The following is a 22712-nucleotide window of genomic DNA, read 5'->3' as shown; positions in this document are numbered from 1 at the left end:
CGCAGGGCGCAAGCAGAGATGTGATCAAGAGACAGTTTCAAGCAAGCAGGCTTGCTTTTCTGGAGCAGATGTATTTACTTGTTTATCATTCATCAGCCCTTCTTCAAAACAATCATTTTTTCTTTGGACATCTCTTCCATAGTCCAAGGTATTCCTCCTATGCCATAGCCTGATTGTTTTGATCCAGCAAAAGGCATCCAATCGGCACGGAAGGCGGTGTGATCGTTAATGAGTATTGTGGAAGCTTCTAGCTCTTCTGCTGCTTTCAGTGCCGGCGCTATATCCTCAGAAAATACACTGGCTTGAAAAGCAAAGGGTAATGAATTTGCGGTGTGAATTGCCTGGTCCATTTGTTCATATTCATAAACGCAGGTTACCGGACCAAAAATTTCCAATTGCGATACTTTGGCATCGGCAGCTGGATTGAGTAATACGGCGGGAATTAACGTTGTTTCGGAAAGCCGGCCGCCACCAAATACTTTTGCTCCCTTTGCTACTGCTTCATCGATCCAGGACATGACGCGTTCCGTTTCACGTGGAAGAATAAGCGGCCCCACTTCAGTTTCCTTTAAAAGTGGATCACCAACGCGTAGCGCTTTAACTTTATTGACGAATTCGTCCATAAACGAAGTAATAATGTCTTTATGAACAAAGATTCGCTGTACCGAAACGCATACTTGCCCGGCATGATAATACCCCCCTTTGACAAGAGCCTGGATGGTTTTCGCTAAATTTGCACTGCGATCAACAATCACGGGTGCGGCACCTCCATGTTCTAAGGCACAACGCGCTCCCGGAGCGAGTTTGCTCCTTAAGTACCATCCCACTTTTGCTGAACCGATAAAGCTTAAGAAAGCGACTCGTTCATCGGTTGCGAGTCGTTCCGCCAAGTCATTATCTTCAGTAATGAAGGTTTGGCACCATGCATCCGCTAGTCCTGCTTTGCGTAATAATTCGATGAGTTCTAAACAACATAAAGGGGTTGTCGATGCCGGTTTAATAATTATCGGACAGCCCACTGCAATTGCTGGGGCTACTTGATGCACAATCAGATTAAGTGGGTGGTTAAATGCCGAAATAGCGGCTACCACGCCAATGGGTTCTTTAATGGTGAATGCCCAGCGATGCGCGCTGGCAGGGGTGAGTCCCATCGGAATTTCTTTGCCCGCAAAGTGGCGTAACTCTTCGGCAGCATCGTTTAATCCATCTATGGCACGTGTTACCTCAACTGCTGCATCCGTAAAGGGTTTCCCTCCTTCTTGGGCAATCAACTTCGTAAAACGTTCTTGCTCGGATGCCAAGAGCTCGGCGGTACGTTTCAGTATGGCCATACGCTCGTAAGGTTTGAGCCAAGCATCACGATTGCTTAGGGCTGATGCGGCTTTGTTAAGTTTTTCTGCAAGTGCTTGTGCATCATCAGCAGGAATTTCTTTGATTAATGCTCGATCAAATGCACGTACCACACGAAGTGTTTTTGTCATTATTTTCCCTTTTTCTTTGGTGGCATTCGCTCTTGTAATTCATCCACAAGAACACGTTTATTTTCTGAATAATCAATGGGGAATACCACAAGATGGACTCCTCCCTCCTGGAATGCGTTTTCCAGAATGGATTGAAAACTTCCAATGGACTCAACCCGCGTCCCTCGCGCTCCGTAAGATTCAGCGTATTTTATGAGATCAGGATTTGTGAAGGTCATGCCATAATCGGGGAAATGATCTACTGCTTGTTTCCAACGGATCATGCCAAACGCATGATCTTCAAGTACCAGTACGACCAGGTTTAATTTAAGTCGGACAGCAGTTTCTAACTCTTGACTGTTCATCATAAAACCCCCATCACCACATATAGCCATCACGCGGCGATCCGGATACAAGAGGGAAGCCATAATGGCTGAGGGAAGGCCTGCCCCCATAGTAGCAAGCGCATTATCAAGAAGAATGGTATTTGCCACTTGGGTACGATAATTGCGAGCAAACCAGATTTTATACATCCCATTATCCAATGCGAGAATCCCATCACGCGGCATCACTTGCCGAACATCATAGACCAAACGTTGGGGGGTGAAGCGATCTTCGGTGGCTCTTGCCGCGATTTTACTCAAAATCCCTTCACGTAAATGAAGAAGTGCATCCGCATGAGGAAGCTTACCTTCAAGTTTATCTGCAAGCAATTTTAAGGAGGGGCCCATATCGCCAATAACCTCTGCCTGCGGAAAATAAATTTGTTCTACGGTGGCGGATTTGTAACTGACATGAATGACTTCAAGATGAGGTCCCATGATAAAAGGTGGCTTTTCTATTGTACTATGTCCAATAGTGATAATCAGATCGGCTTGTTCTATTGCCTCGTGTACATAATCTCGCTCTGAAAGGGCCGCAGTACCCATATAAAGTTCTGTTGCTCCAGAAACAGTTCCTTTACCCATCTGGGTTGTAAAATAAGGAATTTTTGTTCGCGTAATAAATTGAGACAGGGCATTGGTTGCTCTCGGACGTGAGGCTGCAGCACCAAGCATAACGAGAGGACGTTTTGCTTTTTTAATCATTTCCGCTGCGCGATTTAACGACGTCTCACTCGCTATAGGGTATTCGAGAGGGTGGGGCGGAATGAGTTCAACCTTTTTGCTTTTTTCCGCGGCAATGTCTTCAGGAAGTTCCAAATGCACAGGTCCTGGAGTTTCTTCTTGAGCGAGATGGAACGCTTCCCGTACGATGGTAGGAATCATTGACGGAGAGACAATTTGGCGCGACATTTTGGTTAAGGGCTGCATTGTTGCCACCGTATCTACCATCTGAAATCGTGCTTGACGCGAGGATAAAACGCCTTTTTGCCCAGTAATCATGATCATGGGCATGTGGCCAAGAAGGGCATAAGCTGCTCCCGTAGTGAGATTTAGAGCACCAGGGCCTAATGTGGTGATACAAACCCCGGCTTTACCGGTTAATCGCCCATAGGTTGCTGCCATAAACGCGGCCGCCTGCTCGTGTCGGGTGAGCACCAGTTTGATGGACGAGTTACGGAGTGCTTCTACAACATCCAGATTTTCCTCGCCAGGAATACCAAAAATATGTTGTACCCCTTCGTTTTCCAGGGCAGCAACTAAGAGTTCAGAACCTTTGAGCATCGTTTCCTCACTTATTCCAGAATAACCCCTATCTCAATAGTATAACTAAAATTCACAAATATTCTTCGTTCTTATTTCGATGCTCGCTGATCAGTAATAACGCGAGACATAGAGATATTCTGCGTAAAAGTGTCATCGATGAGTTTTTTTAGTTGAATTTCTTAGCCTGGGCACTAGTGGAAAAGAGCTGTGGGGTATACGAGGAGGAGCTACCACATCCATGTGGTTTTGCATCTTCCGTGATGCGACATATTCCTTTTAAGACATCCATTGTCATTCCTCGTTCTTGTTAAGCATAACAAATTTTTCTAAAAGGTCATCGCCATACTCGCTTAAATTCGTGTAAGAAATTTCTTAAAGTGATCCAATGCTTTTTGACGGCTCGCCCAAATCCAGAGTTTTTATAACTTCATTATCTATCTGGCAATACATCAATTTTAGTGACAAAACATTTCGTTTCACCACTCCAGGGAAGGGTATAGGCATCACAATGATAACTAATAATCACATGTTTATTATTTTGCATGGCAAAATCAGCTTGCTTTACCAATTCTGATTTGAACTGACCCAGAGTAAAATGAAAGGCACGACCGCTTGCCCCACTGGCGTTTTCTAAACCGCCCAGGATCATTTCACCTTCATAGGTTCCCCAAAGTTTACCTTCTTTGGCAACTTTGACAATGACTCCAGATTTTTGTCCCTTCTGTACTGTCCAGCACCCTGTTAAGAAACATAAAGTAATGAGTAAAATGGATGAGAAGAATATTTTTTTCATGATACCTATTCTATGGTTAGAGTGAAATGAATACTCTTTCAATGAGTATTCTATTATTGTAGAGCAGTTTTACTATTGAAGTAATAACATGATGTTGGATTCAGTTCTAAATAAAATAGAAATTTTTATGTTCCATATAAAAAAACTCTATAAGCATGATACCTCCAATTGTAAATGTGTTCCTTTACTGAATCAGCCAAAATAAAATTTGCTTTTATAATGGACAGTGAGAACACCTGTTGATATATTTCCCCATCTATTTTTCACTAAGGAAGAAGAATGTCTCTAGAAAAAGCAATCAAAATAGCTCAGAAAATTTTAGCCGATATTCAAAAAAATATGGTGACTCGTAACAGTATTATCCCTTTAGCTGAATTGCCTTTTGTTTATGAAGATGAACTCGAACAATATCGAGTTAAATTTGGAAAATCTTTGGATTTACTCCTGCAATCCATAACGAATCTTAACTTAGTGAGAGATGCCTCGGAGGTATTAGCAAAAAAAATAAAAGGTTTTCCAAACGGAGCTACGTCAACCCATATGCTGAAACAGCTTGCGGTCGCTTATTGTAAAATGGGTTCCTGTGGCGAGCTTTCAACGTACGCTTTATTTGAATTATTAAAACAGTTTAAGACGGAAAATATTGATTTGCCGATTACCTTCATTGCATTGGATAGTAAAAAGAAGAATGTATTTACAGGAGAATCTTACAATCATGCATGTCTTTTGATTGGAGATGTCAGCATTAATCCGGGTCAACGCATAGATAAATTCAAGAGATTGCCTGATAGTGTCATCTGTTTTGATCCCAGTATAGGGTGGATTGCACCGGCAAATAAAATGCTAGAAATAAACCAAGCATTTTTTGCGGCGCACGAAATCGATCGTGTGACTACAGGGTATCCTGGCGTTATCCTTTTTCAGCCAAATGATAATGCTTTGCAGGAAAAAGTACTTAAGATTGAAGAAGCAGCTCGTATTCTAAGTAAGGAAATGTTAGAAAAATTAAAAGGAATACGTGATTTTAAACCGCTCTCTTTAGATGATAAATCATTGCCGAAATTAGCTAAGAATGAATTCAGTTTTATTAACCAAAACGCTAAAAAAGACTATGAAGATGCTTTAGAGAAATGTACAAGCTCTCTTTTTGAAGACAATTTATCTCATTGGAAATATTATCCTAGACGTGATGGTGAAAAAGCACGTCCGGCTCAAATTTTATTAACTGTAAAGAATGAGGATAAAGCAAGGGTTGTTCTTGAGCACTTAATAAAGCATAAAATAACAGGTGTTCATTCAACAATGCAGCGTGTGCAAACAACTGGTGAATATGCAGTATTGATTGTTGAACCTAATTTTGTCCAGCTGCGCGATTTACCAAAGATAGAAAAAAATCAGAAGGAGCAAGATGAGGTTTTATCGGAAGCTTTAACGGTCTAATTGCTTAATTGGAGGCTCAATCCAGGAAGTTAAATTTTTATTTTTAAGATCGTGCTAATTCTTCATTTGTCTCGCTCTTATAGCGTTTTATTTTTTTAAATAAACGGAGTAACTTGATATTGAGCTTATTTTCTAATTCAGCAAGGGGCATTTGATAGTTGCCTAAATGCAAGTCTTTAACAGAAGATTTACTGGCAAATAAAATATAATTATTGCTCACTGTTGGACAAATAAATAGATCAGCAAAATAATCGTGCATGCATTGAATAAAAAAGGAATCCAGTTCGGGAAGTTCATGGAAATTGATAACCAGCCAACCGAAATCATCTAAAATACGGTGAGTTTGTTCGACAAATTGCTGCTGAATTTGAAATAAGTCCATTCCGTAATCAAGATACATGTCAGCAAAAACGATTTGAGTACTGTTACTTTTTTGAAATTTGATTGCAACTTGCGCATCTGCAATCTCTATTTCGATATTTTTTGCTTTTGGTAATTGAAAAAAATCCATTGCTGCGCCATACACTTTTTCACGGAGTTCAATACAAAAAAGGCGACACTCTGGTAAAAGAAAATGAAGGCAGTGAATTAAACTTCCTCCACCTAATCCTAATAAAGTGATATGGCTTGGTTTAGTCAATGCAAGAACCAATACCATGACACGAGTATATTCATGTACTGGGATGTGAGGATATTGAATAAAAATGCCAGTTTGATCATAGACTGGATCAAAGTTTAACGCCCTGATGCTTCCCTTATCGATTACGAAAATATCGCCCCAAGAATCGTGTGTGCGATAAATAATCGTATTTCCAAAAAAATCATTATGGTTTAAATTCTTAGATCCCAATTGTATGTCCTTTAATACAGCTGCTCATTAAAGAACCCCAGACCTTGGTCATTAATAATTCTCAGGCCTATGGGGTTCAAACATTGGAACTTATCCAAAAGTAGCATTGGGCACTAACGGTTGACTGATCTCTTTGCTGTTGGTTCCCTGTAATGCAAATACACCATGTTGGCGTGCTGCTTTGGCGCTTCCAGGTAACAGGGAAGTTTCCATTGGTTTTTTAGCAAAAGACTTTTTATCGTCAAGCAGGGTATTGCCACTGCTATCGGTAATCGTTAAATGCAAGGTTTCATTATCCTTATGTTGGTTTGACTTTAACGCAACAAATTGTCCTGACATATCGTAAGAACGAACGTATTCTTCTGATTTGGCGCCCAGGTCGGAGCCATTCGTAACCTCTAGACGACAGGTAAATAATTCGCGAGCGGCCGCCCATTCCTGCAATTTACCTTTTTTAGATAATGCTTCGGTAAAATCAATCGTATCGGTATAGAGAACAAGAGAGCCAAATGTGTCTGCCACTTGATGCAAAATATCAGGTTGAGTTGTGCCATAACTCAGGATGAAAAATTTATTGCGCACAGGAATTAAAGAGGAGCCATCCTTTAAGGATTTAACTGCTTTTTCCAGCTCTGCGATGAGTAGATCGTTATTACCTACTGTATTCTCACCATCAGTAAATAATAAAACATTATTATGCTGTGTTGATTGTGCTAGCATCGATAATTGATCAGATACTGTGCCAAAAAGTCGAGTTTGTCCAGAGGCACTTAAACGATTGATTTTTTTAGATAGCTCATCAAAGTCTTGTTTTCGGTAACTACCCATTCCCACTTTTTCACTAGCGCTATTAAATTTAGTGAAATTAATGACTGCATCAGGTTGAAATTGAAATAGGGCATCGGCAAATTCAATAACACTCTTTTTCAACTTAGTCAATGGCTCCCCATCCATACTGCTGCTGGTATCTAAAACAAAATGATAGGTAGGCGGCGTAAGCGCATCCGGAACGAAAAAGTAGGGAGTCACTTCCACTGTATCCTCGCTGATTCTTTTCTCTGCATAAAAAACCTTTTTCTTTTCAAAGGAATCTGAGTGGGCAAACAGCAAAGGTGAGTTTCCATCAATTAAAATAAGTTCTTGCTTATGAGCTTTTAGAAATTCCTTGATGTTGAATTTGATTTGCTCACCTTCAATGCTCAGGTACTTATAATTTAAAGAATTAAATAAGGGAGCAAAAGCAGCAGATGGAAGTTGGATATTCAAATATTCCTGTTCTTCATCAAGCGTGTATTTAAGTCCAATCATTTGTTGTAACGTGCTCAATACAGACAGGCAGGATTGTTTGTGTATTTCAGCCTTTTCATTATCAGAGCAGGTCGCTTGAGCAATTTCTTCAGTTATTAACTCCACAACAGTCATTCGTCTTAGATTCGATTTTACAGTATCTTTTTGTAAGATTTCTTGCAAACTTGTTGCTAGAGTTTCGCCGTCTTTCGTTGTTTTTGGGGTAAAAATAACGCGCTCATCTTTACAGGAAACCTTGGCATTATTTAAATCAATCCCCATAGCGTGCAACAGCGCCTCCATATTTTTTGTGCGTAACACATTATTAACAAGATGTCCCATAAATCCTCCGGTTTATTAAAATAAATGCACAATTACCTACGATAATACACAAAAGAAAAAAATAGGCAATTGCGCTATTTACATAATAAATCCGCGTGCTACTCCCCAATTATTTTCACTAAGACTCTTTTATCGCGGCATCCATCGAATTCACCGTAAAAAATTTGCTCCCAAGGCCCAAAATCAAGCGTTCCCTCCGTAATCGCTACGACAACTTCCCGGCCCATTATTTGTCTCTTGATATGGGCATCCGCATTATCTTCTCCAGTATTGTTATGTTGATAATGCGATATGGGGTCATGGGGCGCAATGTGTTCTAACCATTTTTTATAATCTTGATGCAAGCCTTCTTCATCATCATTAATAAAAACAGATGCAGTAATATGCATGGCATTTACTAGAACCAGACCTTCCTGAACACCGCTATCGTTTAAGCACTCGCGTACTTTCTCGGTTATATTTATAAATCCCATCCGCGCAGGAATATGAAACCATAATTCTTTTCTATAGGTTTTCATTGAAGACTCTCAAGTAAATATTATCGTTAAATTTTAAATAGACTTTCCTCAGCTTTATTGTGCAAATAATTTACTATAATTGTATGGTTTGAACATTGTGCGGAGGAAGTAAATAATGGTTAGTAATTCTCAACATATGATAAGAAATTCTGGATGATATACGTGCAACAACGGAATTTAAAGAGATTTATCAACAAGTAACGCATGAAATGATAGAAACAGAGCTGTGGACGTCTGAAGAAAGGAAGGCCATGCAGTTGTTCTCCCAAGGCCATGATCCCCAATCGATTCATAAGCAAATTCAATTAGATGAAGAGCATTATAGGTACCGAGCCCGGGGTTTAGATTACTTTCACTCCGGGCTACATGAACAACCGGTTTATTATAATTCAAGAGCAAAACAAGCACATGCTGATTCAACTATTTTAGAGTGAGTTGTTCTGAAGTTATGTGTGAGGTGTTATTGTCACTTGGTTTAAAGAACTGTTGTCCAGAAGATGCTGCTTGTTTGCTTAAATAGTCTAAAAACTCATTCATTAGAATGAGTTGATTTTTAAAATCCTCTTCTAACTGAGGATTATTAGCGCGTTTTTCTTCAAACATTTTAATTGAGAGTTTAAGCGCTTCTACTGGTTCAAGAGAACCGCCGTTTTTATCTTGATAGGCGCTCAATTCGGAAGATATTTCACTTTGAATAATAATGTAGGGTAAATGACTCTCTATGGCATTATAAAAGGTATGGGTAAATAAGGATTCTAATTGATTTTTAAGTTCCAGTTGATCTTTTGCAAACTGATTGATGAAGGCATTTTTTAGTGTCATAAAACCAGTGAGTGTTTGCCCCATGGAATGTTGTTTGGAGATCAATGGCCTATGCCCAAATTTTTTTAGATTCTCATTGACGTAAGGGTAATAATCCGCAGCTTGTCCTCCGCGAAATTGCATCACGCCCTCACTATAAAACCAGGTAGTCAGTTTATCGTGTTCTAAGGAGGTTGCTTCGGCAACTTTATTGATGAAGGTACGCATTTCTTTTTCGTAAATGCTAAACGTAGAGAAACTAGGCATGAAAGATCCTTATTCATTAAATTAAAAAAAGGAAAGACTACAGAAAATATCAAAAGGGGTAAAGACCTGTTTTATAAAAAACAAAATCTGGCAGTTTTAGCGAATGTTGCATGCTTAATTTAATAAATTTATTTATAAATGATATTTAATTTGGTCGTAGATAGAACCTTCAATTCCTATATGAAAAAAACCATCAAAGGTGTGTAAGGGTATTTCCATTACCTGCGCAAAAGTATGATAGATGGAGTTACTGTTGATGGTGGCTGATAAAGGAATTGTGAATCCATAAGGGGGATAGTTAAGATCCAAATCATTAATTGTTTTAATCGCTTTTATTCCTTGTAGCCAGTGTTGGACACAATCTTCTTTTAAATATACCGTGCGGTGAACGTGAATAGGTAATGCAAAAGTACCTTGTTGCAAACCATATTGATTGGCAAATTCAGTGTCATAGGCAATGCAGTAGGCTTTTAAACTATGATCTTTGTTGTATCCAATGGGTACTATATTTCCGCTTTTTCTTGACGTAGCAAGGCCATGTAATTGAGCGATTACGGTATTACTCTCAATCTCTCTTAAAATCCAAAAATCATGGGCAAAACGATTAAAAAAGGGGATGGGTAACTGAAACATGGCTGCCTGAATACAATATTTTTGCATAAATATCTCCCAGTTGAACGTGTCCCTAAATTCCTTCTCTCTGGTATGTCCGATCATGCCGAACAAAGATCTCTATTTTGTATTTTAGTACAGTCTATGGGCGAATTTAAAAAATTCAGTTAATTGATCTTTGAAAGCAGTTTCTTACACAATGTGGCGATCTAATCAGTAAAAATTAGTGGCACAGTATTGCTCTAATTTTTACTGATTTAATCTTATTCTAAAGTGAGTGTGCCAACTAAATCAGTCGATACAGAAGGTAGGTTTAGCTGTCTTTTTACTTTAAAAAGTCCATGGCTCTTTAAAGGGATTCCAACTTTAGGTTCATGAGTCATATCAGATTCCTGCTCATTTTCTGGGTCACTCTCTATAGTTAAGCTGTTATCCATTGTCATGTTGTCATCAATTTCTAAGCCAGTATCTGATAGGGTATCTATTTCCGAGATATTATCCATTTCAGGATCATGATTTGTTCCTGAACTAGTGTCCATTTCGGCGTCTACTGTGTGTTGAGGGCTTTTTTCACTGTGTAATTGTTTACTTAAATAATCAGCAAGTTCATTTTGACCACTGGAAGCTGCTTTATTGAAAGCAATCTGTAGGGCTTTCTTTTGTGGTGAGTTTGCAGGAAGCTCACATAAATATCGAGCCATTTGGAGGTTTTTAAGTTTCACTGCTAAGATTAGCCCTTCTTCAATATCCCTTTGATTGAGTGAATTCATTTTATTGTTACATATATAATTAACAATACTCAGTTTTCCCTCTTTTACACCAAGAAGAAAAGCGTGTTTTATAACCGATTTTCCTGGAGAATACTGTTCCCAATGACAGAGGGTACTAAATAGTTCTTCTTGCGCGTGTTTGACGGTCCAATACATTGCTTGATTGATAACATGTTGAGACGGTTTGTTCTTAGCTAGCATGGAACAAAAAAATTCAACAAGAGCAGTCTTTCCTGTCTTTACAGCAGTTATAAATCCTTGATTTACTAAAGATTGACTTGGCGGATAAATGGATGAGTTATATAAATGGCTAATAACTTCCTTATGCTCATTAATGATGGCCTGTTCCACTGCTTTTTCAAGGGTTGTTCGAGGTAACTTTTCAGATAAATCGTGAAGGCATTGAACGGTTGGTAAATGACCTAACTGACAGGCTTTTACAAAAGCTCGGTGAATCGCCTTGGGTCGCGGTGCATTTGTTGATAAAGTAAAAAACCGCTGCATTGCCTCCCGCTGCATTGTGTCTGCTGCATGAGTAAATGCCTTTTCAATAACTAACAGCGAGGGATGATGTCTTTCTGAATTCGCAATAAATAGAGCAATATCCCAAAACCCCAATTCGACTGCTGAATTAAATAGTTTATGGATTACGGATTGAGTTGGCATATTTCTGGAAAAGTTATAGAAATATTCAACGATATTTAACTTGTTATTTTTAATTGCCTGATTAAGAATTTGAATCACTTCTGCAGTGGATGGCTCATAATCGTAAGTACCTAAAAGGTATTTTATAATTTTTATCTGGCCTTGCCCTGCTGCGTGGAGAAGGAGCGTTTCAATTTCTTCTTCGCTCAATTGCACTTTATTAATTCGGCAGAGCCGACCAACACATTTCCATTGATTTGATTCTGCAGCTAGAATTATCGCTTTGTTAAATGTTTCTGGCGCAATGCGATCGTTCAAAAGATTGATTAAGCCTAGATTGCCATGTTTTGCGGCCTTAAGGAAAATTGTTTTGCCTTCATATTCTTTTTCTACCCAATCAAGTCGGTGCACGGGATGATTTTCCAGTTTTTCGATAATTTGCGCCCTAATTGATTCATTATCGATGACCGCAAGAATTTCAATAAGAATCCGCTCGTACTCGCTTATTTCATTTTTTGCAATTACAGGAGGCAGGGATAATGATTCGATGAAAGCATCCAAATCAAAAAGTTCCCCCTGATGAAAAAAAGCAATTTCAGCAATTTTTGCCTGAAGCGCATATTTATGATTGAGATTGAATTTAGCTTGAGGTGAAATGAGATCAAAGACAGTGAGTTTTCGAGTCGCATCAACCCAAATATCTTCGATAATATGATAATTGTGGCTGCTAAATGGGAGGGTGGTTGCTTGTTCAATAATGCAATCATTGACTTGTTTTTTTATTTTTTCACTGTGTTGGCTAAGTATCAGCTGGCAGTCAGGGTATTTCCTTAACTGACGCAATAATTTTTCATCATCTAACAGAAGTGGATGTTGTGGGAGATTATCGATAATTGCTTCGAAGACGAGCTGTGTCATCGGATTTTTTTTCTTCGGGAGCATCCTAAATAATGCCATTAATTGAAAAACAATTTCTGGATCAGAAGTATGTCTCAAGGAAACTTGCTGGATAAATTCGGTAATATTTTTTTGATTGATGTATTCAAAAAGCTTCGGTTTATAAGGCAATAGGTAAAATACTGAACCTTCATTCTTGGATAGTAGGTGCTGCGCGGTATGATCATCGATTAAAGCAGCTAAATTCTCTAGAGTTTGAGGTGAGGATTCCTGAGCAATCTTATTAATAAGCCCGGGGATTTCTTTGGTTACAATTTCTGGCTGATTCAAAGTTTGATTTAACGCTTCGCGCCATTTTAAATTTTTATTTCCTACTGAAGTGATTACCGCTGCAGTTAGAAAAGTTAGACCAAAAAGCTTATGTAAGGCCAAAAAATTCGGTTTGGTTAATGAGAACTCTAACTCGTGCGGTTTCGGGGGGATGCTCTGAAGTTCTTCTTCGCTCAGAATTCCATTAAGTGTATAGCGCTGAAACCCTCGCTCATCACTGCCTGTTAGCTGGGCTGCTTCCACAAGTGATTTGGCCTCAGGGAAGCGACTAAGCATGGCATATAAATGAAAAACTTCGTTGTCCCCTGAGTGCAAGGTAAATAAATGATATTTAAGAAAATCATGCAGTAAGTAGGTTTGGAGAATTTGTTTTGTACTGACATGACGCTGCAATAACCAGAGTATTAATGCAGCAAACTGTTCTGTGTCACTAATCCATCCTTTACATAAACCAATAATTCCTAAAGGATTTTTCTGATTGGATAACTGTTTGTTTAAATGAACCAAATGGTCCTCAACTTGTTTTACCGCTTCATCGCGTTTTTGTTCGCGTAACTCGAGTTCAACCCGCTTTTGAATTTCAGGATGATTTTTAAATAATGTTTCGTTTTGTTGATAAAAAGAAAGAGTATTTCCTCGGTCTTCCTGCAATAAAGCGACAAATAATCCATTCAATTTTGCATTGAGATGGAGATCTTCTTTTTGAACCTTGATGAGCAGATATTTTAAGGTGATTAAAAATAAAGAGTTTTTTGGATTTTCAGTGAATTGTTGGTTACAAAATTCAAGATAATCCATGAAGAAGATGTGTTTTTCTAACTTACTTAGGGCATCGCTTGTTTCAAGGCCGTTAAATTTGGCAAGTCGTACTTCACTCAAAAGTATGCGGTTTGTTTTTTTTGCTAGAGATTGTTCCGATTTGAGAAGGTCTTGCGATAGGTGTTGATTGATGAGATGAACAGTTTTTTCATCTCCTTGAAGCCAATTAAACAGGTCACTAATGATCATATTTTGTTCCGACAGGATAACATACGTATAAGATGTATCACAAATAGTCTCTAGTCAAGGTATTATTTATACTTTGAGATTTCAATTTAATCTTAGTGATATTTAAATGCTGTTTTATGAAAAAAAAATTAACAAGTAAAAATAAATCAAATAAGAGAAAAGCTATGGCGCGCAAAAGAGTTTAAAAAATCATTAATTATCAACACACGGTAATCGATCGCTTTAAAGTAAGTAATTATGAGTAACCGTATCAGTGAATAGAGCGTGCTCCAAAAAGCGATTTTATGATAAATTAAGAACGATTTTCCTCGTTAGGTTTAAGATAATACGTGGGTTTTTAATTATTTGGGTGCACGCTGTAAAATGATTAGAAAGAACAAATGAATTAAGTCTGATTAATGGGCGCATAATCAGACTTATAGCAGACTAATACGAGGAGGGTAACCACATCCTTGTGGTATAGCGTCTTCCATGATGCTATAAATTTCCTTTTAAGACATCCATTGTCATTCCTCGTGTATTAAGCATAACAAAATGTTCTAAATTATCATCGCCTTTTTATCTCATATTCATGTAAGAAATTTCTCAAACTTTAGAACAAGTTGCACTTGAAACAATCTTACTAAAGCGACATGATATCTCAGTAGGTTTCTATTGATCAGCAAGGATATAGTTTTGACCTTAGCTGGGAAGCTGTATTGCTGTGAATAGTAGAAGGATTTTTGCTATGAAATTACCCAACATAAGAATTTTCTATATCCTATTATTTGTCTTTGGTTTTAATGAAATAGCCCCTGCTCGTACGGATTTGTATTATAGACCTACCGTGGTAACCAACCAAAATGAAGGAGGTAATACAGCAAATAATGGTTATGCGACGCCCCAAGCTTTCTGGAATTTATATTATGATTTTACTGGGAATGGAGAGGCACAGTACCCTAAGGGAAAAATCAATATTTCTCAAATTTTATTCCAGTCGGAACTGAAAAAAAACAGTAGATTAGCGCAACAAGATCAGGGTTCATTGATCTTATTTATCGATTCAACATTGTATATTTATAACAGTGAACGTCAGTTAGAGCTGGAACAATTGATGCGTACTGCCCCGAACTCGGGCTTCACGGAAATGACCGCAGTATCCCATATTGGTCCCGCGCTGATGTATCTTGCAAAAATAAAGGAAAATGGCGATAGCAATTGGAAGTCGCAAATGGAAATCTTACTCAAAGATGTAAAAGCAGTAAAAGAACTAAATGCGCAAACAGAAAATAACTGGTTGGAACACGTTAATGCGCCTGCTTGGAAACCGCATTTAACTTTAATTCATAATATGATCGATTATGCTTGTTCCATGGCAGGTAATTATATGAGTGAGGTTCTTAGCGGGAAACAAGCATTTGATATGACCTCGCTACAAAATAATTTTCTTGATGGGAATAACGCATACCCAATTCCTTATAATAATGTGATGGTTGGCACGTTTATGTTAACCGCCTTACAAAGCATGGATGAGCTTCATCGTAAAATAGCTCAATTAAATATTGATTGGCCCACTGCAAAAGTAATCATTCGCTTTGTTGCTGGATCAAATGTTTCGGCGGGTGTGACTAAAGACAGTAATTGGTTGGTTCCCTTTGTTGAGGCACTTTCCAATAACACCCTGCCATCTGATAGAGTTTATATCGCTCCTTATGCAGCGATTAAATCGTCATTAGGTGAACAACAAATACCTCGCGCTGATTATGACTATTACAATAATATATGGGCATCGAGGCACAATCGCACACTAATTGCTAATAAAGTTTTTACCAATATTCCCAGTATCTTTTTACCTGATCGTGCTGCAATACCCGGTGATTACGCTTATTCAAAACAACCCAAGATTGAGGATTTTTTAATGCGTTTAAAATTTTCATTAGCGGAGCCAACGCAAATGTTATCAAATACAGTAGGATTTTGGATGGCCGGTGAACTTGCTACAAAAGACTGGGATTACAATAAAATAAGTATTCCGGGGATTACCACCGGCTTTCCCCTGGGTATATCGACTTACCCGAGTGATAACCCAAAGGTTCAATAGAATTCTCCTCTGTAGCGAGTTTCCGAAGAAGTCTAATAAATAGGTGATACTATTTTCCTGTCAAAATAAGCCCTTATTACCTCATAGAGGTTATAAGATAGGACTTAAATTTTTTTTCATTTCATTCAATTCAAATTGATCGAGAGGAAAATGAAGTGTCCAAGGCTTTATGGGTAGAGGCAAAGTGTTTGTACAGTATGTTTTTAATGTTTCAACTGAACTATCAATACCAAATTCCTCAATAAGCACTTGGAGACCCTCCTCAAAGTTATCCAAAACTCTTTCTGTGACTTCTGCACCCTCACTGGCTGAATATTTTAACTGTTCTGAATGTGCATCCCAAACCAATGATTTTCGACCATGCTCGGTAATTATCCCAATAACCGTTTTGGCATCACGTATTGCAAGATTATTCGGATGACGTTCCAATTTGAGTAAATTCATTGCTGCTTGGTCCTTGCTTATAGGACTCAAATCGGTTTGCATTAAGCGAAACCAACCTTTTCTTGTTTTTTTCTCGAGAACATGGATATTACCCATAGGATAAAACTTAAATTCATCTTCGTTTTGAGCAATCGACTCATTTTTTCCCGTAATGAGTACCGGGAAGCGAGGAGCGGAAGAGCCTAATCCAGGGTCTAGAAGAAACTTTTGATCATCGATTTCAACGGTTAATATAAGATGAGTAGGCGGGAGCTTAAGTATTTCAGGATCATTAGGGATTGCTCCTAGAAGAACTCGTGCGGCACAAAATGAAACGGAATACCCCAGTTGCGATAATGCATCGAATAACAAACCAGCCGTTTGAAAACAATATCCTCCATCTTTTGAAGAAAGCAAATCTTTGTAGCTAAAAAAAGACAATGAATTTCTTTGGATAAGATGCTGTTTGGAAATTTTTCGTAATTCAAAATTTGAATATGGAAAAGTCTGGACATGAGCAAAATAGATTTTTCTTAAAAAATCTATTTTATCTTCACGTGAAGCATCAGTTAGAGAAGGAACAGTAATTTTTATTTTTTTGAGGTAATCTTCTAAATTTATTTTTCCCATGATTAAGATTCTCTATGTAGTGTTTCATGAGGGTCTGTTTCTATTTCTACTATCTTGGCCAAACTGTCCTGATTTTCTGCGTTCCGATGCTCACATACTTCATGTATGCTGCGCTTCGGTACTCGAAAATCAGGCCATTTTGGCTCAAGCTAGCGAAATATAAACAGATTCTATCTTGGCTAAACTGTCCTGATTTTCTGCGTTCCGATGCTCACATACTTTGTGTATGCTGCGTTTCGGTACTCGAAAATCAGGCCATTTTGGCTCAAGCTAGCGAAATGAAAACAGACCCTAATCTAAAGTACTTAATATTTTTATTTAATTCCAGGGCGAATTCTTCAGCTGGAAATTCTTTACTTAGTACATTCGGCGGGACAAGACCTGAGGATCGCACAAATACGTATTTTACAGCCTATTGAATATTTAGCTATAACCAACTATAAATTTCCCTCACTGTGCCACTTAGGAGAAAAAGAGTTTAATTTTTTCTTTCAAAGTGTGTTTTGTTAATCAATCCTTAAGCTTATCTGTTTTACACTGATAAAAAGTCGAAAGGAGATTACCATGTCAAACAAGAAACTAACTGAACGTTTGAATCAGGAGCTCGATGAGCTTGGTGTTCCTGCCTTAATGACAGAACGCGTGCAAGTGTGCTCTAAATTATTCCAATTGCCTAAATTTAAAATTGAAGCGCTATTATATGGTGTTGCTTTGGATTCCAAGTCCATGCAAAGAATTGCCAATGAGCTTGAGGTAAGTATGGATTGGTTGTTTGGCGGTGAGAAAAGCAAAACAACGCACTAGGAAAAATATAGAGTAACCTGAGTGCAGCAAAGCGATGCGACTCGGGTTTATTTCTTTACAGGCAAATCAGTATGCCTTGCTGATGCCTGTATTTCTCTTATTAATTCGTCTCTAAAAAATATTCGCGATAGTTTTTTTCTTTAGCTGATAACCAAAGTCAGGTTTAGTCTGTTTCTCCGCCTAAGGTGTCTGTTTACAGACCCTAATATTGAAGTTGAAAAAAAACGAGTTAAAATAATAACTTGCTTCTGGAAAACCTTAATTGAAAAATGCGCGGAATTTTCAGTGGTTGAAATCGACTCCTCAAATTAACTTTTAAAAAAGGATTTTAAAAAATGCCCTCAGGAACTTATTCTAGTGTATTGGAACGTCTCCAAATGCGTGCTCCCCAGTCTACATCTGCCCATAGAAATACCCAACGAGGTAATGCCGGCTTGGCAGTGGCTCAATTGACAGTGCAAGCAGGCATGCAAATTGCTAGCACAACAAGCCCTATTCCGTTAATACCTATAGCTTTTGCCCAGGTACTCAATTCCGGTCATGCAGTATGTCGTGAAGATACCCATCCCAATGAAAAAATGATTCAAGGACTCCAGACTATTTTTTCGGCAGTTATATTAGGACTAGCCATTACTCTAATGTTTCATGATGAACGGATAGTTGAAGAAGTCATGTACTTATTTCAACTTCTCTACAGCGCGCTACTTTTCGTTTCATGGGGCGGCAGTGAGGTTTCAAAGGAGCCCTCTCCAACTTCCACGACGAATGCAATTGCATCCCATATGCTTAAAGGCATAATTAAAAGTCCGGTTGAACATGATGAGGAAAAAGGGGAAATGAGTGAACACGAAGAGGATTTGGGTACTGATGAGGAGATGCAGTTAGATAAAATAAAAAATAAAAACTCCTAGGGAAGGAGTATAAGCGTATTTCCTAATAGCCCTAAAGAGATATTGAATTTTTAAGCTACAGGGTGCTTTTGGGTGAGTTGGTGTCGCCAAGCTTCAATCCAGTAAGCATTCTGTCAAACACTCCGAAATTATCGGAATGGGATTTGGTATTAATTATGGGAAACATAATATGTTGAAAAAAAAGAGCTCTTTTTTCAATTTCTTCGGCATAAATTTCTGCCACTAATTGAGGGTCATTTTTAAATTCGCCACAACCCCAAGCACCAAGAATTACAAAAGGTTGTCCAGTAAGAATTAATGTATCCAATTGCGCTGCAATTCGTCGACGTAAATCCTCTCTGTATTCTTTTAATACACTGGGGTCCTTTGGTTTTGCCTCAGTAAAATGTTCAGGAGCAGATGATCTTAATTCATGAAAAGGAAAAATACTTAACGGAGAAAGAAACTCATAACTCATCTCAGGGCTTGCAACATGCCCACTTGAGGGATAGTCATCTACTGTTGGTGGCAACGATATTTCCGGACCTCTAAAACATATTCTTGGTACGTCGCTATGGAATGTTTTATAGACTTCAGGAGGAAAAATTATGGGGCAACGTCCTCTTAAGATATCACGCTCTTTTGCCGTCATTTTCTTTCTGGCTTCTATCAATTCTATTCCTTCTTTAGTATAAACAAACGTATCGCTATATTCTTTGTCTAACTTGACCAATTTATCTATCAATGAAAGGGCACAGGTACTACGCAGCCACATATTTTCCTCTTGGGCACTTCCACCCTCCAATGCAGCACCTCCAGGATAGACTGAATTCGCCATATTCAATACGGAATACATTACTCCATACTTTTTAGTAGCTTCTAAAGTTGCAACACCCCAATCTTTATAGACGACTTCGACTACTGATGGAGCCGAAGATTTTGTTTTTTCCCAAAGAGTTAAATTAGCTGTTGCTTGTTGTTGTAATTCTTTATATTTTTGAACATTAGTAATCCTCTCTAAAGTTTGTCCCATTCGTTGATAACGCCAACGCTGACCTGTAAGACTGCCTTTAATGAGAGAGGGTTTATGTGATGCGTAAACATCGCGAACTGATGAATATGCTTCACTTGAAGGCATTTTTTTTGCGAAAAATCGTAACCTTGCTAACATAATTTAAATCCTTAACCTATTTTGCCCTAAGTATAATTGGGACGTTAAGCATTAAACCCGGAAGAAAAGAAGGTTTATATCAATTGCGTATAACAGCCGCTCTGATTGCCTTAACGCATTATAATGTCTGAGAAGTTCTTGGTTCTTCTAATGATGTTATGGATGGATTTGATTTAATTTGCTCATCCAAAAACTCAACAAGAGATCTCTTATCCCCAGGCTTAATTTGTTTGGGAAATGCAGTGACTTTCATCGTCTCACTGCTCCCATACGTATCTCCCCATTCATCTAATTGTTCTACAAGCTCTTCTGCATCGGAAAAAGTAGGTAATCGTTCGCCTTTTTGTATAAGTCCCATATCTCTTGCTTTTTCATTCATTTCTTCATACTCTTCTTGAGACTCATAGAAAACGATATCCAGTGCCACAAGTTCAGGCATAAAATCTGGATTTTTCCAATGTTTTACATGAGCAGGCTCACTCGAACTCATAAACGATGATGCAATACGCCCAGGCCCACACACTTCAATAACACTATGCATGCGTTTGTTAACCTCGGAACGCCAATCATCTTTTGCTGAAGCGCCGATGATCCCCGTAATTTCATTATTATTGCGAGTCATCGTTACAATACTTTGATATCCTCGAGCTTCATCTAGAGGCATCGAATTGATCATTCTTTTATCGTATCGCTCAAACATTCCCTGATTTAAAAGAAGGAGTTTTTGAGGGGTTGTATATACTTTAGGGATTCCGGTAACAAAAATATAACCTATTTTAGGAATTAATGATAAGCCTACAGTATAAGGTTTTACTGTTTCTTTGCAGGGTGTAAAAGAGAGAAAATACCTACTGTCATTATCTCGAATATAGCCTACGATATCATGCGAGGCTGCCTTTCTACTTTCTGTAGACTTTCTACCCACGCGATTTGACTTCATGGTGCTGAGAACCTCATCCGTGCCCTCTGAACCTCGATAAATCAGACTAGAACCAGTCGGAATACTCTCTCGAAGCAGTTGTATCCTTGCAGTTCTTTCTTTGGCTTTATATTTAAGGTAATTGGTATGTACGAGGGTATGTCGAGATTTTGCTACATCGTGATATACCATATGTGAGAATGTTTGTGTCAAAAGTCTTTTAGCTTTCATGGATGCCTCCTTAAAGAATGCATATGATTGCATTGCAAATAAGTGTTTGTGACTATATTTTTATCATAGTGTATATAAATGATAATTCAAGAAAGCATCTAGCATCTGATTTTTAGTCATTAGAAGATGAAAATTTAAGGACTTCAGAGAAAAATCGAAGTATGAATGGCTATGAAAAGCACCGAATATATTCAAAATAATCTTATAGATTTAATAATTTGCATTTTATCCCTGATGATTTTCCCTAATTCATTAAATGGAGTATATTAAAAGCACATAGAACAAGGAGTGTTTTATTATGATAAAAAAGTCTCTAAAAAATTTGAGCGCCCTGGTCCTGCTTTCTTTTTCAATTCAAGCACTTGCCAATGACACGATTCGAGTCCATGTAAAAACCAATGAGAAAACTGCGGCCGCCATAGGTTTTACTGTGGATGGTAAACGATCCGGGTCTCGGGGGAAAATCCATTCAGGTAACGGACCAGTAAACAGGGAATATATATTTGGATATAGAAAAAATTCGGCATTCGGCCGCGATGTTTTATGTGGTTCTGAAGTGCTAACTAAAGACAGTACAGTGACTTTAGTGATTCGAGGTGATCAGTGCTCTATTGTTGTAAATTAAAATCAAAAATGAGCAGTCATTTTGAATGAGGTTTGCAAGAGTTCTTGTTTCTCTGCGGAATTTACTGGGCAGCTAACCCCGCATCCTCAATCATTTGTTCGTAAATCAAAACCAGAACGGAGCCTTGATGCGCTTCCAAAACGATTTCTGGCAATTGGGTTCGATTAAAACAGGACGTTTTTCCTGGAAAGGAAAGATGAGTGTTATTGAGCTCCCATTGCAACCCTTTTGAGGATAGAGTTGCATTAGGTATTCCCATTAATGAAATTTTTGTCTGCGGGGGTAACACACAATTCATCCTGGATTGTTCATGCAGAACAAAACCTCTTATGGGTGGAGCATATAAAAGACAGTTTGTTTCCATAAAGATATTCATGTTGTTCAGTATATGATCCAAGCACCCACCATTTATGCCAACAATAATAGCAGGGAGTAAATCATTATCTTTTAAATAATCCATCGCTTTTTGGTAATCACTTTGATTTTGATCCGGTGAGTGCAGAAAAGGATGGTTTTCCAGAATCATTGGTCGGACGGAATCCAAATCTCCAGTAATTAATTGAGGGTGGATTCCAAGCTCCAATAAACTGTTTGCGGCCCCATCCGCGGCAATGATGGGTAAATTCCTATTAAAAAAAGAGGGCTCAGGTAAATCTCCATTGAGACATAAAATGGACTGATATCCTGTTAAATTAATGAGATCGTGCATCATAATGTTTTTTTAAGAGAATAAGCAGCAGACTGACAAGCAAACCTACTACATTTGAACTGATTACAAAAAAGGAGTCCGTGCTACTTCCATAAATAATCCATGCTACAGAACAAATGAGGTAATTAATCAGCATGATCATAGAGAGATCTTGAGTTGACTTGGTTTTTAAGGACTTGATAATTTGCGGTAACAAACCAATAAATGAAGTAATAAAAGCAACAATACCCGAAAACAAAACAATAGACACATTTTCCTCCGCTCAGACGAATGAGATCAGGTTCAAAGGGTTGGTTATCCTCTCAGCCAAAAATTGGCACCCCCAATGTACAAATATTATTCTACCATGAAAGCGTTTAACGCCAAAGGCAAATTTAGAAATATGCATTGCTTATTTTTCTTCTGAGGCCTTCTTCTGCTTTGGGAGAAATTGGGATAGCTGACTTTTTGATTTAACGTAAACCATAAAATTTAATTTTAAATCGATGTAAGTGATTTTTTTAACAAATGGATTTAATTTTAACTAAATTTAAACAAAAAAGTCATTTTGTTAATATTTTA

General features: G+C 38.1%; 20 protein-coding genes and 1 riboswitch. Of the genes, 6 read left to right on the top strand and 14 right to left on the bottom strand.

What is annotated here, in order from left to right; genetic code table 11:
* Positions 1–92: 92 nt before the first annotated feature.
* The 3 genes from Lani_RS02375 to Lani_RS02365 all read right to left on the bottom strand — a co-directional run bounded on the left by Lani_RS02375 (position 93) and on the right by Lani_RS02365 (position 3902).
* Positions 93–1481 carry an aldehyde dehydrogenase family protein gene (locus Lani_RS02375; RefSeq protein WP_019235227.1) on the bottom strand — a complete coding sequence of 463 codons (1389 nt, stop codon included), beginning with the start codon at positions 1479–1481 and terminating at the stop codon, positions 93–95.
* Positions 1481–3127: an acetolactate synthase large subunit gene (locus Lani_RS02370; RefSeq protein WP_019235226.1), complete on the bottom strand. Its 1647-nt coding sequence runs from the start codon at positions 3125–3127 to the stop codon at positions 1481–1483. The genes Lani_RS02375 and Lani_RS02370 overlap by 1 nt, the downstream gene beginning before the upstream one ends.
* 412 nt (positions 3128–3539) lie before the next feature.
* Positions 3540–3902, bottom strand: coding sequence for a hypothetical protein (locus tag Lani_RS02365; protein WP_019235225.1), 363 nt, complete (start codon positions 3900–3902; stop codon positions 3540–3542).
* A 279-nt stretch (positions 3903–4181) separates the two neighbouring features.
* Here Lani_RS02365 and Lani_RS02360 point away from each other — a divergent pair, with 279 nt between their 5' ends.
* On the top strand, positions 4182–5342 hold the full coding sequence (locus tag Lani_RS02360) for a hypothetical protein (protein WP_019235224.1): 1161 nt from the start codon (positions 4182–4184) through the stop codon (positions 5340–5342).
* A gap of 43 nt (positions 5343–5385) precedes the next feature.
* On the opposite strand, the gene Lani_RS02355 is transcribed toward Lani_RS02360, so the two are convergent.
* The 3 genes from Lani_RS02355 to Lani_RS02345 form a co-directional block, all read right to left on the bottom strand.
* Positions 5386–6192, bottom strand: coding sequence for a class I SAM-dependent methyltransferase (locus tag Lani_RS02355; RefSeq protein ID WP_019235223.1), 807 nt, complete (start codon positions 6190–6192; stop codon positions 5386–5388).
* Between the two features lie 90 nt (positions 6193–6282).
* Positions 6283–7821, bottom strand: coding sequence for a VWA domain-containing protein (locus tag Lani_RS02350; RefSeq protein ID WP_019235222.1), 1539 nt, complete (start codon positions 7819–7821; stop codon positions 6283–6285).
* Between the two features lie 98 nt (positions 7822–7919).
* Positions 7920–8339, bottom strand: a complete 420-nt coding sequence (locus tag Lani_RS02345; RefSeq protein WP_019235221.1) for a secondary thiamine-phosphate synthase enzyme YjbQ — start codon at positions 8337–8339, stop codon at positions 7920–7922.
* A gap of 251 nt (positions 8340–8590) precedes the next feature.
* On the opposite strand from Lani_RS02345, the gene Lani_RS02340 reads away from it, so the two are divergent.
* Complete coding sequence (locus tag Lani_RS02340) at positions 8591–8773, top strand: hypothetical protein (RefSeq protein WP_019235220.1); 183 nt, start codon at positions 8591–8593, stop codon at positions 8771–8773.
* Here the strand turns inward: Lani_RS02340 and Lani_RS02335 are convergent.
* The 3 genes from Lani_RS02335 to Lani_RS02325 all read right to left on the bottom strand — a co-directional run bounded on the left by Lani_RS02335 (position 8760) and on the right by Lani_RS02325 (position 13669).
* Positions 8760–9407, bottom strand: a complete 648-nt coding sequence (locus tag Lani_RS02335; RefSeq protein ID WP_019235219.1) for a hypothetical protein — start codon at positions 9405–9407, stop codon at positions 8760–8762. The genes Lani_RS02340 and Lani_RS02335 overlap by 14 nt on opposite strands.
* A gap of 132 nt (positions 9408–9539) precedes the next feature.
* The gene (locus Lani_RS02330) at positions 9540–10067 is read right to left on the bottom strand and encodes a hypothetical protein (protein ID WP_019235218.1); all 528 of its coding nucleotides are present in this window, start codon (positions 10065–10067) and stop codon (positions 9540–9542) included.
* 215 nt (positions 10068–10282) lie between these two features.
* On the bottom strand, positions 10283–13669 hold the full coding sequence (locus Lani_RS02325; protein ID WP_019235217.1) for an ankyrin repeat domain-containing protein: 3387 nt from the start codon (positions 13667–13669) through the stop codon (positions 10283–10285).
* A 727-nt stretch (positions 13670–14396) separates the two neighbouring features.
* On the opposite strand from Lani_RS02325, the gene Lani_RS02320 reads away from it, so the two are divergent.
* The gene (locus Lani_RS02320) at positions 14397–15749 is read left to right on the top strand and encodes a DUF5624 domain-containing protein (RefSeq protein WP_019235216.1); all 1353 of its coding nucleotides are present in this window, start codon (positions 14397–14399) and stop codon (positions 15747–15749) included.
* Positions 15750–15839: 90 nt separating this feature from the next.
* On the opposite strand, the gene Lani_RS02315 is transcribed toward Lani_RS02320, so the two are convergent.
* A complete protein-coding gene (locus tag Lani_RS02315) occupies positions 15840–16802 on the bottom strand; it encodes an arylamine N-acetyltransferase family protein (RefSeq protein ID WP_058388380.1) in 963 nt (320 codons plus the stop codon).
* 564 nt (positions 16803–17366) lie between these two features.
* On the opposite strand from Lani_RS02315, the gene Lani_RS02310 reads away from it, so the two are divergent.
* Both Lani_RS02310 and Lani_RS02305 read left to right on the top strand, forming a co-directional pair.
* Positions 17367–17606 carry a hypothetical protein gene (locus tag Lani_RS02310; protein ID WP_019235214.1) on the top strand — a complete coding sequence of 80 codons (240 nt, stop codon included), beginning with the start codon at positions 17367–17369 and terminating at the stop codon, positions 17604–17606.
* Positions 17607–17941: 335 nt separating this feature from the next.
* Complete coding sequence (locus Lani_RS02305) at positions 17942–18517, top strand: hypothetical protein (RefSeq protein WP_019235213.1); 576 nt, start codon at positions 17942–17944, stop codon at positions 18515–18517.
* 55 nt (positions 18518–18572) lie between these two features.
* Here the strand turns inward: Lani_RS02305 and Lani_RS02300 are convergent, their stop codons facing one another.
* The gene (locus tag Lani_RS02300) at positions 18573–19667 is read right to left on the bottom strand and encodes a poly(ADP-ribose) glycohydrolase domain-containing protein (RefSeq protein WP_019235212.1); all 1095 of its coding nucleotides are present in this window, start codon (positions 19665–19667) and stop codon (positions 18573–18575) included.
* A gap of 118 nt (positions 19668–19785) precedes the next feature.
* Positions 19786–20817 (bottom strand): hypothetical protein, encoded by a 1032-nt coding sequence (locus Lani_RS02295; RefSeq protein WP_019235211.1) that lies wholly within the window; start codon positions 20815–20817, stop codon positions 19786–19788.
* Positions 20818–21115: 298 nt separating this feature from the next.
* On the opposite strand from Lani_RS02295, the gene Lani_RS02290 reads away from it, so the two are divergent.
* Positions 21116–21442 (top strand): hypothetical protein, encoded by a 327-nt coding sequence (locus Lani_RS02290; protein ID WP_019235210.1) that lies wholly within the window; start codon positions 21116–21118, stop codon positions 21440–21442.
* A gap of 61 nt (positions 21443–21503) precedes the next feature.
* Here the strand turns inward: Lani_RS02290 and Lani_RS02285 are convergent, their stop codons facing one another.
* Both Lani_RS02285 and Lani_RS02280 read right to left on the bottom strand, forming a co-directional pair.
* The gene (locus Lani_RS02285) at positions 21504–22151 is read right to left on the bottom strand and encodes a thiamine diphosphokinase (RefSeq protein ID WP_058388379.1); all 648 of its coding nucleotides are present in this window, start codon (positions 22149–22151) and stop codon (positions 21504–21506) included.
* Entirely contained in the window at positions 22135–22401 is a 267-nt protein-coding gene (locus Lani_RS02280) for a SemiSWEET family sugar transporter (protein WP_019235208.1), read from the bottom strand. The genes Lani_RS02285 and Lani_RS02280 overlap by 17 nt, the downstream gene beginning before the upstream one ends.
* Positions 22388–22485, bottom strand: a riboswitch (TPP riboswitch). It overlaps the preceding gene by 14 nt.
* Positions 22486–22712: the final 227 nt, after the last annotated feature.

The organism is Legionella anisa, from assembly GCF_001467525.1.
GTDB lineage: Bacteria > Pseudomonadota > Gammaproteobacteria > Legionellales > Legionellaceae > Legionella > Legionella anisa.
Note: the sequence above shows the minus strand (reverse complement) of the source record. Positions and strands in the feature narration are given on the sequence as shown.

Excerpts from the sequence above, each read along its gene's own strand:
- Lani_RS02375 (WP_019235227.1), bottom strand. The coding sequence starts at position 1,481 with ATGACAAAAACACTTCGTGTGGTACGTGCATTTGATCGAGCATTAATC.
- Lani_RS02370 (WP_019235226.1), bottom strand. The coding sequence starts at position 3,127 with ATGCTCAAAGGTTCTGAACTCTTAGTTGCTGCCCTGGAAAACGAAGGG.
- Lani_RS02365 (WP_019235225.1), bottom strand. The coding sequence starts at position 3,902 with ATGAAAAAAATATTCTTCTCATCCATTTTACTCATTACTTTATGTTTC.
- Lani_RS02360 (WP_019235224.1), top strand. The coding sequence starts at position 4,182 with ATGTCTCTAGAAAAAGCAATCAAAATAGCTCAGAAAATTTTAGCCGAT.
- Lani_RS02350 (WP_019235222.1), bottom strand. The coding sequence starts at position 7,821 with ATGGGACATCTTGTTAATAATGTGTTACGCACAAAAAATATGGAGGCG.
- Lani_RS02345 (WP_019235221.1), bottom strand. The coding sequence starts at position 8,339 with ATGAAAACCTATAGAAAAGAATTATGGTTTCATATTCCTGCGCGGATG.
- Lani_RS02340 (WP_019235220.1), top strand. The coding sequence starts at position 8,591 with ATGCAGTTGTTCTCCCAAGGCCATGATCCCCAATCGATTCATAAGCAA.
- Lani_RS02335 (WP_019235219.1), bottom strand. The coding sequence starts at position 9,407 with ATGCCTAGTTTCTCTACGTTTAGCATTTACGAAAAAGAAATGCGTACC.
- Lani_RS02330 (WP_019235218.1), bottom strand. The coding sequence starts at position 10,067 with ATGCAAAAATATTGTATTCAGGCAGCCATGTTTCAGTTACCCATCCCC.
- Lani_RS02325 (WP_019235217.1), bottom strand. The coding sequence starts at position 13,669 with ATGATCATTAGTGACCTGTTTAATTGGCTTCAAGGAGATGAAAAAACT.
- Lani_RS02320 (WP_019235216.1), top strand. The coding sequence starts at position 14,397 with ATGAAATTACCCAACATAAGAATTTTCTATATCCTATTATTTGTCTTT.
- Lani_RS02315 (WP_058388380.1), bottom strand. The coding sequence starts at position 16,802 with ATGGGAAAAATAAATTTAGAAGATTACCTCAAAAAAATAAAAATTACT.
- Lani_RS02310 (WP_019235214.1), top strand. The coding sequence starts at position 17,367 with ATGTCAAACAAGAAACTAACTGAACGTTTGAATCAGGAGCTCGATGAG.
- Lani_RS02305 (WP_019235213.1), top strand. The coding sequence starts at position 17,942 with ATGCCCTCAGGAACTTATTCTAGTGTATTGGAACGTCTCCAAATGCGT.
- Lani_RS02300 (WP_019235212.1), bottom strand. The coding sequence starts at position 19,667 with ATGTTAGCAAGGTTACGATTTTTCGCAAAAAAAATGCCTTCAAGTGAA.
- Lani_RS02295 (WP_019235211.1), bottom strand. The coding sequence starts at position 20,817 with ATGAAAGCTAAAAGACTTTTGACACAAACATTCTCACATATGGTATAT.
- Lani_RS02290 (WP_019235210.1), top strand. The coding sequence starts at position 21,116 with ATGATAAAAAAGTCTCTAAAAAATTTGAGCGCCCTGGTCCTGCTTTCT.
- Lani_RS02285 (WP_058388379.1), bottom strand. The coding sequence starts at position 22,151 with ATGCACGATCTCATTAATTTAACAGGATATCAGTCCATTTTATGTCTC.